Annotated in this window: 16 protein-coding genes; 11 read left to right on the top strand and 5 right to left on the bottom strand. The window is 72.3% G+C overall.

Features of this window, described 5'->3' with window-relative positions; genetic code table 11:
* The first annotated feature begins 15 nt into the window (after positions 1–15).
* From leuC to ACIGO8_RS00740, 4 genes are all read left to right on the top strand, one after another.
* Positions 16–1440, top strand: coding sequence for a 3-isopropylmalate dehydratase large subunit (gene leuC / locus ACIGO8_RS00755; RefSeq protein ID WP_399722331.1), 1425 nt, complete (start codon positions 16–18; stop codon positions 1438–1440).
* 6 nt (positions 1441–1446) lie between these two features.
* Positions 1447–2040 carry a 3-isopropylmalate dehydratase small subunit gene (gene leuD, locus ACIGO8_RS00750; protein ID WP_399722330.1) on the top strand — a complete coding sequence of 198 codons (594 nt, stop codon included), beginning with the start codon at positions 1447–1449 and terminating at the stop codon, positions 2038–2040.
* Between the two features lie 104 nt (positions 2041–2144).
* Positions 2145–2372, top strand: coding sequence for a hypothetical protein (locus ACIGO8_RS00745; protein ID WP_399722328.1), 228 nt, complete (start codon positions 2145–2147; stop codon positions 2370–2372).
* Positions 2373–2515: 143 nt separating this feature from the next.
* Positions 2516–3199: an HU family DNA-binding protein gene (locus tag ACIGO8_RS00740; RefSeq protein WP_399722326.1), complete on the top strand. Its 684-nt coding sequence runs from the start codon at positions 2516–2518 to the stop codon at positions 3197–3199.
* A gap of 79 nt (positions 3200–3278) precedes the next feature.
* Here ACIGO8_RS00740 and ACIGO8_RS00735 read toward each other — a convergent pair whose 3' ends face one another.
* Positions 3279–3482 carry a hypothetical protein gene (locus ACIGO8_RS00735; protein WP_399722324.1) on the bottom strand — a complete coding sequence of 68 codons (204 nt, stop codon included), beginning with the start codon at positions 3480–3482 and terminating at the stop codon, positions 3279–3281.
* Between the two features lie 10 nt (positions 3483–3492).
* The gene (gene cofC, locus ACIGO8_RS00730; protein ID WP_399722323.1) at positions 3493–4164 is read right to left on the bottom strand and encodes a 2-phospho-L-lactate guanylyltransferase; all 672 of its coding nucleotides are present in this window, start codon (positions 4162–4164) and stop codon (positions 3493–3495) included.
* 124 nt (positions 4165–4288) lie between these two features.
* On the opposite strand from cofC, the gene ACIGO8_RS00725 reads away from it, so the two are divergent.
* Genes ACIGO8_RS00725 through ACIGO8_RS00715 form a run of 3 tightly spaced genes read left to right on the top strand, consistent with a single transcriptional unit; the run spans position 4289 to position 7324 of the window.
* A complete protein-coding gene (locus ACIGO8_RS00725) occupies positions 4289–5131 on the top strand; it encodes a lysophospholipid acyltransferase family protein (RefSeq protein WP_399722322.1) in 843 nt (280 codons plus the stop codon).
* 47 nt (positions 5132–5178) lie between these two features.
* Complete coding sequence (locus ACIGO8_RS00720; protein WP_399724214.1) at positions 5179–6129, top strand: NAD(P)H-dependent glycerol-3-phosphate dehydrogenase; 951 nt, start codon at positions 5179–5181, stop codon at positions 6127–6129.
* Positions 6130–6184: 55 nt separating this feature from the next.
* Complete coding sequence (locus tag ACIGO8_RS00715; protein ID WP_399722320.1) at positions 6185–7324, top strand: D-alanine--D-alanine ligase family protein; 1140 nt, start codon at positions 6185–6187, stop codon at positions 7322–7324.
* A gap of 37 nt (positions 7325–7361) precedes the next feature.
* Here ACIGO8_RS00715 and ACIGO8_RS00710 read toward each other — a convergent pair whose 3' ends face one another.
* Both ACIGO8_RS00710 and ACIGO8_RS00705 read right to left on the bottom strand, forming a co-directional pair.
* On the bottom strand, positions 7362–7841 hold the full coding sequence (locus ACIGO8_RS00710; RefSeq protein WP_399724209.1) for a DUF3515 domain-containing protein: 480 nt from the start codon (positions 7839–7841) through the stop codon (positions 7362–7364).
* A 23-nt stretch (positions 7842–7864) separates the two neighbouring features.
* Positions 7865–8098 carry an Lrp/AsnC family transcriptional regulator gene (locus ACIGO8_RS00705; RefSeq protein WP_046905450.1) on the bottom strand — a complete coding sequence of 78 codons (234 nt, stop codon included), beginning with the start codon at positions 8096–8098 and terminating at the stop codon, positions 7865–7867.
* 233 nt (positions 8099–8331) lie between these two features.
* Here ACIGO8_RS00705 and ACIGO8_RS00700 point away from each other — a divergent pair, with 233 nt between their 5' ends.
* On the top strand, positions 8332–9294 hold the full coding sequence (locus tag ACIGO8_RS00700) for a thiamine-phosphate kinase (protein WP_399722318.1): 963 nt from the start codon (positions 8332–8334) through the stop codon (positions 9292–9294).
* Positions 9291–10100, top strand: a complete 810-nt coding sequence (gene thiD / locus ACIGO8_RS00695; protein ID WP_399722316.1) for a bifunctional hydroxymethylpyrimidine kinase/phosphomethylpyrimidine kinase — start codon at positions 9291–9293, stop codon at positions 10098–10100. Before ACIGO8_RS00700 ends, thiD begins: the two co-directional genes overlap by 4 nt.
* A 140-nt stretch (positions 10101–10240) precedes the next feature.
* On the opposite strand, the gene rpmB is transcribed toward thiD, so the two are convergent.
* Positions 10241–10426, bottom strand: coding sequence for a 50S ribosomal protein L28 (gene rpmB, locus ACIGO8_RS00690; RefSeq protein WP_003957616.1), 186 nt, complete (start codon positions 10424–10426; stop codon positions 10241–10243).
* A 236-nt stretch (positions 10427–10662) separates the two neighbouring features.
* Between rpmB and ACIGO8_RS00685 the strand changes: the two genes are divergently transcribed.
* Both ACIGO8_RS00685 and recG read left to right on the top strand, forming a co-directional pair.
* Positions 10663–12258 (top strand): DAK2 domain-containing protein, encoded by a 1596-nt coding sequence (locus ACIGO8_RS00685; RefSeq protein ID WP_399722314.1) that lies wholly within the window; start codon positions 10663–10665, stop codon positions 12256–12258.
* A 62-nt stretch (positions 12259–12320) separates the two neighbouring features.
* Entirely contained in the window at positions 12321–14555 is a 2235-nt protein-coding gene (gene recG, locus ACIGO8_RS00680) for an ATP-dependent DNA helicase RecG (RefSeq protein WP_399722312.1), read from the top strand.
* Positions 14556–14609: the final 54 nt, after the last annotated feature.

Below are 14609 nucleotides of genomic sequence, written 5' to 3'. Positions count from 1 at the left end.
GCCGGAGGGAAAGCGATGGGTAGGACACTCGCGGAGAAGGTCTGGGACGATCACGTCGTCCGGCGCGCCGAGGGCGAGCCCGATCTCCTCTTCATCGATCTGCACCTGCTGCACGAGGTGACCAGCCCGCAGGCGTTCGACGGGCTCCGCCAGAACGGCCGGCAGGTGCGGCGCCTCGACCTCACCATCGCCACCGAGGACCACAACACCCCGACCCTCGACATCGACAAGCCGATCGCCGACCCGGTCTCCCGCGCCCAGCTGGAGACCCTGCGCAAGAACTGCGCCGAGTTCGGCGTCCGGCTGCACCCGCTGGGCGACGTCGAGCAGGGCGTCGTCCACGTCGTGGGACCGCAGCTGGGACTGACCCAGCCCGGCACCACCGTGGTCTGCGGCGACTCGCACACCTCCACGCACGGCGCCTTCGGCGCGCTGGCGTTCGGCATCGGCACCAGCCAGGTCGAGCACGTCCTGGCCACCCAGACGCTGCCCATGGCCCGCCCGAAGACCATGGCCATCACGGTCGACGGCGAGCTGCCCGCGGACGTCACCGCCAAGGACCTGATCCTGGCGATCATCGCCAAGATCGGCACCGGCGGCGGCCAGGGCTACGTCCTGGAGTACCGCGGCTCCGCCATCGAGAAGCTCTCGATGGAGGCCCGGATGACCATCTGCAACATGTCGATCGAGGCCGGCGCCCGCGCGGGCATGATCGCTCCCGACGAGACCACCTTCGCCTACCTCAAGGGCCGCGCCCACGCGCCCGAGGGCGAGGACTGGGACGCCGCCGTCGCGTACTGGAAGACGCTGCGCACGGACGAGGACGCGGTCTTCGACGCCGAGGTCGTCATCGACGCGGCCTCGCTGGCGCCGTTCGTCACCTGGGGCACCAACCCCGGCCAGGGCGCGCCGCTTTCCGCGAACGTCCCCGACCCGGCTTCGTACGAAGACGCTTCGGAGCGCCTGGCCGCCGAAAAGGCCCTGGAGTACATGGGGTTGACCGCCGGACAGCCGCTGCGCGACATCAAGGTCGACACCGTCTTCGTAGGCTCCTGCACCAACGGCCGCATCGAGGACCTGCGCAACGCGGCCTCGCTGCTGGAGGGCCGCAAGGTCGCCGACGGCGTCCGCATGCTGGTCGTCCCGGGCTCGGTGCGGGTCGCCCTGCAGGCCGTCGAGGAGGGCCTGGACAAGGTCTTCAAGGAGGCCGGCGCCGAATGGCGGCACGCGGGCTGCTCGATGTGTCTGGGCATGAACCCCGACCAACTGGCCCCCGGTGAGCGCTCCGCGTCCACCTCCAACCGCAACTTCGAGGGCCGGCAGGGCAAGGGCGGCCGCACCCACCTGGTCTCTCCCCAGGTCGCCGCCGCCACCGCCGTCCTCGGCCACCTGGCCTCCCCGGCCGATCTGTCCGACGTCGCCACCACCGCGGGGGTCTGAGGAACCATGGAAGCTTTCACCACGCACACCGGCCGCGCCGTTCCGCTGCGCCGCAGCAACGTCGACACCGACCAGATCATCCCGGCGCACTGGCTCAAGAAGGTCACCCGCGACGGCTTCGAGGACGGCCTGTTCGAGGCCTGGCGCAAGGACGAGCAGTTCGTCCTCAACCGCCCCGAGCGACAGGGCGCCACGGTCCTGGTCGCCGGCCCCGACTTCGGCACCGGCTCCTCCCGTGAGCACGCCGTCTGGGCGCTGCAGAACTACGGCTTCAAGACCGTCATCTCCTCCCGCTTCGCCGACATCTTCCGCGGCAACTCGCTGAAGAACGGCCTGCTGACCGTCGTCCTGCCGCAGGAGACCGTCGACGCGCTGTGGGAGCTGACCGAGGCCGACCCGACCGCCGAGGTGACCGTCGACCTGGAGGCCCGCAAGGTCCTCGCGGCCGGGATCGACGCCGACTTCGAGCTCGACGAGAACGCCCGCTGGCGGCTGCTGAACGGTCTGGACGACATCAGCCTCACCCTTCAGAACGAAGCGGACATCGCCGCCTACGAGGCCGCACGCCCGTCCTTCAAGCCCCGTACAATTACGGCCTGAGCAGCGCTTTTCCAGGACTGCGCCCCCCACCGTCCGGTGGGGGGCGCAGTCGCTTGTTGAGACCCCGTCGGGCGACAACTCGCCCTAGATGGCACAATCGGTGCATGGAACGCGACAGCCAACTCGAGCTCTACGAGGCAGTCGCCGCCCGATTGAAGGAAGCGCACAGCAGGGTGCGCGCACTGCAAGTCCCGGAGGGCGTAAGGATGGCGCTGTCCCGGAAGCTGCTGGTCGTCACGGCCGCGGCGAAGCACGATCTCCCGGACGCGGCAGCGCGTCTGGACCGGTTGATGAAGGACCTCGACGAGGGCCGATTCCCTGAAGGCGACTGACACCAGGAACTCCGCAACGGCACTTCCGCGTTGCGGCACTAGGGTGATTAGCCCGTTTCGTGTTTGATTTGCGGTATATACATGCCTAACGTGCGAAAAAGCTTGAACACTTTCGTTCCGGCAATGTCTCCGAAGGGGAAGACGTGAACAAGGCGCAGCTCGTAGAAGCGATTGCCGACAAGATGGGCGGTCGCCAGCAGGCCGCCGACGCCGTCGACCACGTGCTCGACGCCATCGTGCGCGCCGTGGTCGGCGGGGACCGGGTCTCGGTCACCGGCTTCGGCTCGTTCGAGAAGGTCGACCGGCCCGCCCGCTACGCCCGCAACCCGCAGACGGGTGAGCGCGTGCGGGTCAAGAAGACCTCCGTTCCGCGCTTCCGTGCGGGCCAGGGCTTCAAGGACCTGGTCAGCGGCTCGAAGAAGCTCCCCAAGGGCGGCGAGGTCTCCGTCAAGAAGGCCCCGAAGGGCAGCCTCACCGGTGGCGCCGCCGCCGCGACGGTCAAGAAGGCCGCCGCGAAGAAGGCCACCACCGCCAAGAAGGCCGCCGCGAAGAAGGCGACCCCGGCGAAGAAGACCACCACGGCCGCCGCGAAGAAGGCGACCCCGGCGAAGAAGACCACCACGGCCGCCGCCAAGAAGACGACCGCCAAGAAGACCACGGCCGCCGCCAAGAAGGCGACCCCGGCGAAGAAGACCACCACGCCCGCCGCCAAGAAGACGACCGCCAAGAAGACCGCGCCGGCGAAGAAGGCCACCGCGAAGAAGGCGCCCGCCAAGAAGACGACGGCGCGCAAGACCACCGCGAAGAAGACCGCGGCGAAGAAGTAACAGCTCCGCAGGTGCTCACACGCCGGGCCGGGCTCCCCCGAGGGGAGCCCGGCCCGCGGCGCGTGTCCCTCAAGAGCCCCTAGAACGTCTGCAGCGTCACCAGTGTGATCCGCAGGCCGGAACCCGAACCCTCCGTCTCGATCCGCACCCGCTGCCCCGGACGCAGCAACCGCAGCCCGCCCGCCTCGAAGGCCTCGGCCCCGAACTCCACCGGGGTGCCGTCGTCGAGCAGCACACTGCCGCTGCGGGTCTCGGGATCGTACGTGTACGCGGTCGCCTGCATGAGCCGCAGCCTATCCGGCCGCCCGCGGCCGGCGCGCCGCCGTCCGCGGCCCCACGCCCAGGGCCACCGCGGCCGCCAGATCCTCACCGGTGTCCACGTCCCGGCGCACGGAATCCACCCCGGTCAGCCGGATTTCCACGGCGCCCGACGACAAATGCCGACGCCGTGAAGCCCCTCCGAAAGCCGGTTCCAATTCCACGCCCGGCGCGGCCGAAAGGAATGTCGTACCTATTTCGGCGGCATCCGCGAGAAATGCCCGCGGGAATTGCGCCGCCACCGCCAGGACCCGGGCCAGCTCGGCCGGGCGCAGCGCCGGCAGGTCCGCGTTCAACGCCGCCACCCGCGCCCCGGGCCGCAGCGCCCGCACCGCCCGCGCCCCGTGCGCGAGGGCTCCGTTGAGCCCCGCGCGCGGCACGTCGGGCACGATCCGCGCGCCCAGCGCCGAGAGCGCCGCCGCCGCGGCCGGATCGTCCGTGACGACCGCCACATCCCGCACCCGCGGGCAGGCCAGGGCCGCCGCCACGGTGTCCTCGGCGAAGGCCAGCGCCAGCCGCCCGCGCAGCGGTCCGCCGACCGCCGGGGCCAGTCTGCTCTTGGCCCGCGCCAACGGTTTCAGGGGAACGACCAGGGACCAGCCCTCGCCGGCGGTGTCGCCGGCGGCGCCGGCGGCGTATCTCTCCATCGCGCCTCATTCTGTCCCGCCCGCGCGATCAGCCCGAGCCCCGGGGCGTACGGTGTCCTCGACAGGCCAGGAGCGGGGGGCGAGACTTGACCCCTCGCGAACCAGTCCGGAGAAAGGTGTCCGAGTGTCCCGCCGCAGAATCGGCTTCTGGTACCGCCTGGCGGCGGTCATCGCCAAACCCCCGCTGGTGGTGCTGTTCAAGCGGGACTGGCGCGGAACGGAGCACATCCCGGCCGAAGGCGGCTTCATCACCGCGGTGAACCACAACTCGTACCTGGACCCGCTGTCGTACGCGCACTACCAGTACAACACCGGCCGCGTCCCGCGCTTCCTGGCCAAGGCCGCCCTCTTCAAGGGCTCGTTCGTGGGCGCCATCCTGCGCGGCACCGGCCAGATCCCGGTCTACCGCGAGACCACCGACGCGCTCGACGCCTTCCGCTCCGCCGTCGACGCCATCGAGCGCGGCGAGTGCGTCGCCTTCTATCCCGAGGGCACCCTCACCCGCGACCCCGACATGTGGCCCATGGCCGGCAAGACCGGCGCCGCCCGCGTCGCGCTGCTCACCAAGGTGCCCGTCATCCCGGTCGCCCAGTGGGGCGCGAACCTGGCCATGCCGCCGTACGCCAAGGAGAACAAGCTCCGGCTGTGGCCGCGCAAGACGCTGATCGTGCAGGCCGGTCCGCCGGTCGACCTCTCCCGCTTCCACGACGTCGAGCCCACGCCCGACGTGCTGCGCCAGGCCACCGAGGAGATCATGGCGGCCATCACCCGCCTCCTGGAGGAGGTCCGCGGCGAGAAGGCGCCCGCCGAGCCGTACGACCACCGCAAGGCCCGCCTGGAGCAGCGGCGCAAGGCCGCGGCCCAGGGCAAGGCGGGGCAGAGCGCGACCGGCCAGGGCGACGCCGGCCCGAGCGCGACCGGCCGGAGCACGACAGGAGAGGGCACGACCGGAGAGGCCACGACGTGACCAAGGCAGCCGTCTTCGGCAACGGATCCTGGGGCACCGCCTTCGCCATGGTGCTCGCCGACGCGGGCTGCGAGGTCAGCCTCTGGGGCCGCCGCGCCGAACTCGCCGAGGCGATCAACACCACCGGCACCAACCCCGACTACCTCCCCGGCGTCGAACTCCCCAAGGCCGTCACGGCCACCGCCGACCCGGCCGAGGCCGCCCGCGACGCCGAGTTCACCGTCCTCGTCGTGCCCTCCCAGACGCTGCGCGCCAACCTCGCCGACTGGGCGCCGAAGCTCGCCGCCGACACCGTCCTCGTCTCCCTGATGAAGGGCATCGAACTCGGCACCGCCAAGCGGATGAGCGAGGTGATCCGCGAGGTCGCCGACGTGCCCGCCGAGCGCGTCGCCGTCCTCACCGGCCCCAACCTGGCCAAGGAGATCGCGGCCCGGCAGCCCGCCGCCGCCGTCGCCGCCTGCGCCGACGAGACGGTCGCCCAGCGCCTCCAGACCGCCTGCCTGACGCCGTACTTCCGCCCGTACACCAACACCGACGTCGTCGGCTGCGAACTCGGCGGAGCGGTCAAGAACGTCATCGGCCTCGCCGTCGGCATCGCCGACGGCATGGGCCTCGGCGACAACTCCAAGGCCACCCTCATCACCCGCGGCCTCGCCGAGACCACCCGCCTCGGCCTCGCCATGGGCGCCGACCCGCTCACCTTCTCCGGCCTCGCGGGCCTCGGCGACCTCGTCGCCACCTGCTCCTCGCCGCTCTCCCGGAACCACACCTTCGGCACCAACCTGGGCCGCGGCATGACGCTCCAGGAGACGATCGCGGCCACCAAGCAGACCGCCGAGGGCGTCAAGTCCTGCCAGTCCGTGCTCGATCTGGCCCGCCGGCACGACGTCGACATGCCCATCACCGAGACCGTCGTCTCGATCGTCCACGAGGGCAAGCCGCCGATCGTCGCGCTCAAGGAGCTGATGTCGCGCAGCGCCAAGCCGGAGCGCCGCTGACACGCGAGGCGGGGCGCTCAACCGTTCGGACCTCGCAAGGTACGCTCATCGCGATATGAGCGAGAACACCCAGAGCCCCCGCAAGCCGCGCGTCGCCGTCGTCTTCGGCGGACGCAGCTCCGAGCACGCCATCTCCGTCGTCACCGCCGGTGCCGTCCTCAGCGCCATCGACCGGACCAAGTACGACGTGCTGCCCATCGGCATCACCCGCGAGGGGCGCTGGGCGCTGACCGCCGACGCGCCCGAGCGGATGGCGATCGCCGACCGCGCCCTGCCCGACGTCGCCGAGCTCGCCGAGTCCGCGAACGGCGGCGTGGTCCTGCCCGTCGACCCGGCCAGCCGCGAGGTCGTCCTCAGCGAGCCCGGCTCCCTGCCGAAGGCCCTCGGCGAGGTCGACGTGGTCTTCCCGATGCTCCACGGCCCCTACGGCGAGGACGGCACCCTTCAGGGCCTCCTGGAGCTCTCCGGCATCCCGTACGTCGGCGCGGGCGTCCTCGCCTCCGCCGTCGGCCAGGACAAGGAGTACATGAAGCGGGTCTTCGTCTCCTTCGGCCTGCCCGTCGGCCCCTACGTCGTGGTCCGCCCGCGCGAGTGGGAGCAGAACCCGGCCGAGGCCCGCAAGAAGATCGTGGAGTTCGCCGCCGACCACGGCTGGCCGCTCTTCGTGAAGCCGGCCCGCGGCGGCTCGTCCGTCGGCATCACCAAGGTCGACGACCTCTCCGGCCTCGACGAGGCGATCGAGGAGGCCCGCCGCTTCGACCCGAAGATCATCGTCGAGGCGCTGGTCCGCGGCCGCGAGATCGAGTGCGGCGTGCTGGAGTTCGAGGACGGCCCGCGCGCCAGCGTGCCCGCCGAGATCCCGCCGGTCACCGACCACGACTTCTACGACTTCGAGGCCAAGTACATCGACTCGGCCTCCGGCCTGGTGCCCGCGCCCATCGGCGACGAGGCCACCGCCGAGGTCCAGCGCCTCGCCGTCGCCGCCTACGAGGCGGTCTCCTGCGAGGGCCTGGTGCGCGCCGACTTCTTCCTCACCGAGGACGGCGACTTCGTCATCAACGAGATCAACACCATGCCCGGCTTCACGCCCATCTCCATGTACCCGCGGATGTGGCAGGAGAGCGGCGTGAGCTACCCGGAGCTCGTCGACCGGCTCATCCAGGCCGCGCTGAACCGCTCCACGGGCCTGCGCTAGCGGACCCACGGGGCCGCCGGACCGCCCGGCCGCCGGGTCACAGACTCGGCGGCACGGCCTTCTTCACGGCGGCGGCGAGACCCACGAGCGGGCCCACGTCATGCGCGTAGCGCTTGTCCAGCGTCACCTCGACGTACGTCCTGCGGTACGTCGTGGTGAAGCGGGGCCCGTCGCCCTCGCGCGGCTCGAACAGCCAGTTCACGCCGTCCGCGTCCACGCCCTGGGCCTGGGGATCGTTCATCTTTTCGGGCCTGGGAACGCCGCAGCGCAGTACGATCGCCGCATCCCCCCACGCGGCGGTCAGTTCGGACTCCGGCTCGGTGCCGGACCGCTCCAGACCCGCCACGGTGCCGGGCAGCTCCTTCGCGAGCGCACGGCAGAGGGCGGCCTCGGCCGCCGGAGGGCGGGGCACCGGGACAGACGCCTTCGCGTCCGAAGAGGAACAGCCCGCGACGGCCAGCAGCAGCACGGCCGCGGCGGCGGAAGCGGGCAGGCCGAAGGGCCGGTGGGAAGACATCACCGGCCAAGGGTAGACGGGGGCTAGATATGCACGACCGGGCAGGTGAGGGTGCGCGTGATGCCTTCCACTTGCTGGACCTTGGCGACCACCATGCGGCCCAGCGCGTCCACGGTGTCGGCCTCTGCGCGAACGATCACGTCGTAGGGACCGGTCACGTCCTCGGCCTGGATCACCCCCGGGATCTTGGCGATGGTCTCGGCGACGGTCGACGCCTTGCCCACCTCGGTCTGAATAAGGATGTACGCCTGTACCACGGAACCTCCAGGGCGGCCACGAGGATCTTGTGGGAGAAAGAGACGCCACGGTACCGCGTCGCCGCGGGCCACGGGGAGACCTCCGAGCTCGGAGGCGCCCGCGGTGTGGCGTACGCGCATGAGAAGTTGACGGTCTACTTGACGGTATCCGGCACGGTGACGGCCCGCGACCCGCACGGCGAGGAGCGGCGGAGCGGCGCGGCGGCCGGCACGACGACACGAGGTGAATCGCGGTGAAGGGCACAGTCGGAGAGCTGGGCGAGTTCGGGCTCATCAGGGAGCTCACCTCCCGGCTCACCTCCACCCCCGCGGTGCGGATCGGGCCCGGCGACGACGCCGCGGTCGTCTCCGCCCCCGACCGGCGGGTGGTGGCCAGCACGGACATCCTGCTCGAAGGACGTCACTTCCGCCGCGACTGGTCGACGGCCTACGACGTCGGCCGCAAGGCCGCGGCGCAGAACCTCGCCGACATCGCCGCCATGGGCGCCGTACCCACCGCCCTGCTCCTCGGCCTCGTCGTCCCCGCCGAACTCCCGGTCACCTGGCCCACCGAACTCATGGACGGACTGCGCGACGAATGTCAGGTCGCGGGCGCCGCGGTGGTCGGCGGCGACGTCGTCCGCGGCGACACGATCATGGTCTCCATCACCGCCCTCGGCGACCTGCGCAACCACGACCCGGTCACCCGCGGCGGCGCCCAGCCCGGCGACGTCGTCGCCTACACCGGCTGGCTCGGCTGGTCCGCCGCCGGCTACGCGGTGCTCTCCCGCGGCTTCCGCTCCCCGCGCGCCTTCGTCGAGGCCCACCGCCGCCCCGAGCCGCCGTACCACGCGGGCCCCGCGGCCGCCGGACTCGGCGCCACCGCCATGTGCGACGTCAGCGACGGCCTGATCGCCGACCTCGGACACATCGCCGAGGCCAGCAAGGTCCGCATCGACCTGCGCTCCGGCCTCATCGACATCCCGACCCAGATGAACGACATCGGCCAGGCCGTCGGCGTCGACCCGCTCCAGTGGGTCCTCACCGGCGGCGAGGACCACGCGATCGTCGCCACCTTCCCGCCCGACGTGAAGCTCCCCGCCCGCTGGAAGGTCATCGGCGAGGTCCTCAACCCCTCCGCGCTGCCCCAGGTGACCGTCGACGGCGCGCCCTGGCACAGCAAGGGCGGCTGGGACCACTTCGGGGAGACCGAGTGACCTCCCGGCCCCCGCTCGTGCTGACCGTCGCCGGGTCCGACTCCGGCGGCGGCGCGGGCGTCCAGGCCGACCTCAAGACGATGCTCGCCCTCGGCGTCCACGGCATGAGCGTGATCACCGCCGTCACCGCCCAGAACTCCCTGGGCGTCCAGGGAGCCTGGGAACTGCCCGTGGAGGCCGTACGGGCGCAGTACCGGGCCGTCGTCGACGACATCGGCGTCCAGGCCGTCAAGACCGGCATGCTGGCCTCCGCCGCCCTCGTCGAGACGGTGGCCGAACTGCTCGCCGGCACCAGCGGCGTCCCGGTGGTCGTCGACCCGGTCGGCGTCTCCAAGCACGGCGACCCGCTGCTCGCCGCCTCCGCCCTCGACTCCGTCCGTACGAAGCTGCTGCCGGTCGCGACCGTCGCCACGCCCAACCTCGACGAGGTGACGCAGCTCACGGGCGTCGTCGTCGAGGACGAGGCCGGGATGCGACGGGCGGCCGACGCGGTCCTCGCGTACGGGCCGCGCTGGGCGCTCATCAAGGGCGGCCACCTCGCCGCCTCCGCCGACCAGGCCGTGGACCTGCTGACGGACGGCTCCGAGGAGCACTGGCTGCGCGCCCCGCGGCACGACAACCGCCACACCCACGGCACGGGCTGCACGCTCGCCTCGGCAGTCGCCTCCGGGCTCGCCAAGGGCCTCGACGTGCCCCGGGCGGTCGAGGAGGCGAAGACGTACGTGACGGGAGCGATCGCGGCCGGCTTCGCCCTGGGCGGCGGCATCGGCCCGGTGGACCACGGCTGGCGCTTCCGCACGTCCTAGGGCTCGTCTCGCGGCTCCCGCACCCGGACATGGCAAAAGGCCGGTTCACCGAGGTGAACCGGCCTTCAAGGCAACCGCAGGGGCTGCGCTACGACGAAACGTCGGCGGGGCTATCCCCGCTTCCGCGGGGGGAGCACCAATTAGCGCGAGACCTTGCCGGCCTTGATGCACGAGGTGCAGACGTTGAGCCGCTTCGGCGTCCGACCGACCACGGCACGCACACGCTGGATGTTCGGGTTCCAGCGACGAGACGTACGGCGGTGCGAGTGCGAAATGTTGTTGCCGAAGCCCGGCCCCTTGCCGCAGACGTCGCAGTTGGCAGCCACGGGTCACTCCAAAGACTTCAGATTTACAGTGAAATCCGGCGCACCGGAATCGGATCAGGGATCTGAAGTGGCTTGCCGGGGAATGGCCCGACGTGTGCCGGGCAACCGAAGCAGCATACAACGGCTGCTCCCGTGGAACGAAACTACCATGTTCCGTCCGGCCCCCGCCCCGGGCCCCGGGCCGGTGCGGGTCTACCCTGCGGTGAACCCACGGCAGAGCACAGGAGGACCACCCGTTGCCGCGAGCCCCGCAGACCCTCGACGCCGAAGCGGTCCGATCCTGGTGCGCAGGGGCGCTGGCGGCGCTCGGCAGGGAGCGCGAGGAGATCGACGCCATCAACGTCTATCCCGTCGCGGACGGCGACACCGGCACGAACCTCTATCTCACCGTGGAATCCGCGGCCCGCGCGGTCGACGAGGCCTTCGCCGCCGCGCCCGCCGACGGCGGACCGGACGTGACCGAGGCCATACGGGCCATGGCGCACGGCGCGCTGATCGGCGCCCGCGGCAACTCCGGAACGATCCTCTCCCAGCTGCTGCGCGGCATGGTCGGAGGCCTCGCCCCGGGCAGCGGGGGCGCTGACCTCTCCACGGCCCTGGCGAGCGCCGCCCACGCCGCCCGCCAGGCCGTCGCCCACCCCGTCGAGGGCACCCTCCTCACCGTCGCCGACGCGGCCGCCGCCGCCTGCGCGGGCGGCACGGACCTCGCGACGGTGGCCAGGAGCGCCTACGAAGGGGCGCGGACGGCCCTGGAGGCGACGCCCGGCCAACTGGACGTGCTCGGACGCGCGGGCGTCGTGGACGCCGGAGGACGCGGTCTGGTCGCGGTCCTCGGAGCGCTCGTCGAGGCCGTCACCGGCGAGGCGCCCGTCCGCCCCGCCGACGCGCCGCACGGGCCGGTGCTCGCCTCGGCCGCCGCCGCGGCCTGCGAGGGCGGGACCGGACCCGCGTACGAGGTGATCTACCTCCTCGACGCCGAGGAGTCCGCCGTCGAGCGGCTGCGCGCCCGGCTCGACGAGCTGGGGGAGTCCCTGGTGGTCGTGGGCGGCGACCGGCTGTGGAACGTGCACGTCCACGTCGACGACGCCGGCGCGGCCGTCGAGGCCGGCGTGGAGGCGGGACGCCCGTACCGAATCCGCATCACCCACTTCGAGACCCGTTCCGAACCCTCCGGACGCGCGGTCGTCGCCGTCCTGCCCGGCGAGGGCCTCGCGGGCCTGTGCGCCGAGGCCGGCGCCACCACCCTGCTCGCCCGGCCCGGCCGGACGCCGTCCGCCGCGGAGCTGGCCGAGGCGATCCGCCGGGCGCACGCCCGCGAGGTCGTCCTGCTGCCCAACGACACCGAGCTGCGCCAGGTCGCCGCCGCGGCCGCCGGACAGGCCAGGGCCGAGGGCATCCGGGTCGCCCTCATCCCGACCCGCGCCGCCGTCCAGGGCCTCGCCGCGCTCGCCGTCCACGAACCGGACCGCCGCTTCGACGAGGACGTCGTCGCGATGACGGCCGCGGCGGGCGCCACCCGCTACGCCGAACTCGCCGTCGCCGAACGCCAGTCCTTCACCTCGGCCGGCGTCTGCCAGGCCGGCGACGTCCTCGGCCTGATCGAGGGCGACGTCGCCGTCATCGGCCAGGACCTCACCGTCACCGCCCGCACGGTCCTCGACCGCATGCTCTCGGCCGGCGGCGAACTTGTCACCCTCGTCGTCGCCGCCGACACCCCGCCCGACCTCGCGCCCACCCTCGAACAGCACGTCCGCACCACCTACTTGGCCGTCGACACCACCGTCTACCACGCCGGCGACGGCGCCCCGCCGCTGCTGATCGGCGTGGAGTAGGCCGCACGGCACGGGAGCCTTCCCGCCGGTGGTGGCGACGCATGTCAGTGGTGTGGTGTGCAATGGATCGCGTGCCTGCGCTCGACGAACCACTGAAGAAGCTGCTCGGCGCCGCCACCGCCAAGGTGATGGCCGAGCACATGGACCTGCACACGGTCGGCGACCTGCTCCACCACTACCCGCGGCGGTACGCGGAGCGCGGTGAGCTGACCACGCTCGCCGACCTGCCGCTGGACGAGCACGTCACCGTCGTCGCCCAGGTCGCCGACGCGCGGCTGCACACCTTCAACAAGGGCGGCCGCGGCAAGGGCCAGCGCCTCGAGGTGACCGTCACCGACGGCAGCGGGCGGATGCAGCTGGTCTTCTTCGGCCGCACCGTCCACTTCCACCAGCGCGAGCTGCTGCCCGGCCGGCGCGCCCTGTTCGCCGGCAAGGTCGGCGTCTTCAACCGCCGGCTCCAGCTCGCCCACCCCGAGTACAAGCTCCTCGACGCCGACAGCGGCACCGAGACCGCCAAGGCCTTCGCGAACGAGCTGCTGCCCATCTACCCGGCCTGCAAGCAGCTGGAGTCCTGGACCATCGAGCAGTCCGTCGGCATCGCGCTCGACTCGATGGCGGCCACCGGCTGGGCCGGCCTCGTCGACCCGCTGCCGCCCGCCCTGCGCGAGGGCCGCGGGCTCACCGACCTGCCCGACGCGCTCACCCGGATCCACCGGCCCCGCACCAAGGCCGACATCGCCGACGCCCGCGACCGCCTCAAGTGGGACGAGGCCTTCGTCCTCCAGGTCGCCCTCGCCCGCCGCCGGCACGCCGAGACCCAGCTGCCCGCCGCAGCCCGCCGCCCCACGCCCGGCGGCCTGCTCGACGCCTTCGACGCCAAGCTGCCCTTCACCCTCACCGAGGGCCAGCGCAAGGTCTCCCAGGAGATCTTCGACGACCTCGCCACCGAACACCCCATGCACCGCCTCCTCCAGGGCGAGGTCGGCTCGGGAAAGACCATGGTGGCGCTGCGCGCCATGCTCGCCGTCGTCGACGCCGGCGGACAGGCCGCGATGCTCGCGCCCACCGAGGTCCTCGCCCAGCAGCACCACCGCTCGGTCACCGAGATGATGGGCGAGCTCGCCGAGGGCGGGATGCTCGGCGGGGCCGAGCACGCCACCAAGGTGGTGCTGCTCACCGGATCCATGGGCGCCGCCGCCCGCCGGCAGGCCCTGCTCGACCTGGTCACCGGCGAGGCCGGCGTCGTCATCGGCACGCACGCGCTGATCGAGGACAAGGTGCAGTTCCACGACCTCGGCCTGGTCGTCGTCGACGAGCAGCACCGCTTCGGCGTCGAGCAGCGCGACGCGCTGCGGGGCAAGGGGCACTCCCAGGGGGAGAAGCGGACGCCGCACCTGCTCGTCATGACCGCCACGCCCATTCCCCGTACGGTCGCGATGACCGTCTTCGGCGACCTGGAGACCTCCGTCCTCGACCAGCTGCCCGCCGGCCGCTCGCCGATCGCCAGCCATGTCGTCCCGGCCGCCGACAAGCCGCACTTCCTCGCCCGCGCCTGGGAGCGGGTCCGCGAGGAGGTCGAGGCCGGACACCAGGCGTACGTGGTGTGTCCGCGCATCGGCGACGAGGAGGACCGGAAGCAGAGCGCCCGGCGGAAGGCCTCGCCCGAGGACGAGGCCGAGAAGCGGCCGCCGCTCGCCGTCCTCGACGTCGCCGAGCAGCTGCGGGCCGGCCCGCTCGCCGGGCTGCGCGTGGAGGTCCTGCACGGCCGGATGCATCCCGACGACAAGGACGACGTCATGCGCCGCTTCGCCGCCGGCGAGGTGGACGTGCTCGTCGCCACCACCGTCATCGAGGTCGGCGTCAACGTCCCCAACGCCACCGCCATGGTGATCATGGACGCCGACCGTTTCGGCGTCTCCCAGCTCCACCAGCTCCGCGGCCGCGTCGGCCGTGGCTCCGCCGCCGGCCTCTGCCTGCTGGTCACCGAGATGCCCGAGGCCAGCCCCGCCCGTCAGCGGCTCGCCGCCGTCGCCTCCACCCTCGACGGCTTCGAACTGTCCCGTATCGACCTCGAGCAGCGCCGCGAGGGCGACGTCCTCGGCCAGGCCCAGTCCGGCGTCCGCTCCTCGCTGCGGATGCTCGCCGTCATCGAGGACGAGGAGGTCATCGCCGCCGCCCGCGAGGAGGCCACCGCCCTCGTCCTCGCCGACCCCGACCTCACCGCCCACCCCGAGCTGCGCACCGCCCTCGACGCGCTGCTCGACAAGGAGCGCGAGGAATATCTGGACAAGGGCTGAGGAGCATCCGGAAGGGCTGACCGCCGCACGACCGTCTCCCTCCCGCCCGGGCCG

It is taken from the genome of Streptomyces sp. NPDC053493, assembly GCF_044544825.1.
Taxonomy (GTDB): domain Bacteria; phylum Actinomycetota; class Actinomycetes; order Streptomycetales; family Streptomycetaceae; genus Streptomyces.
This window is presented reverse-complemented; position numbering and strand designations above follow the sequence as displayed.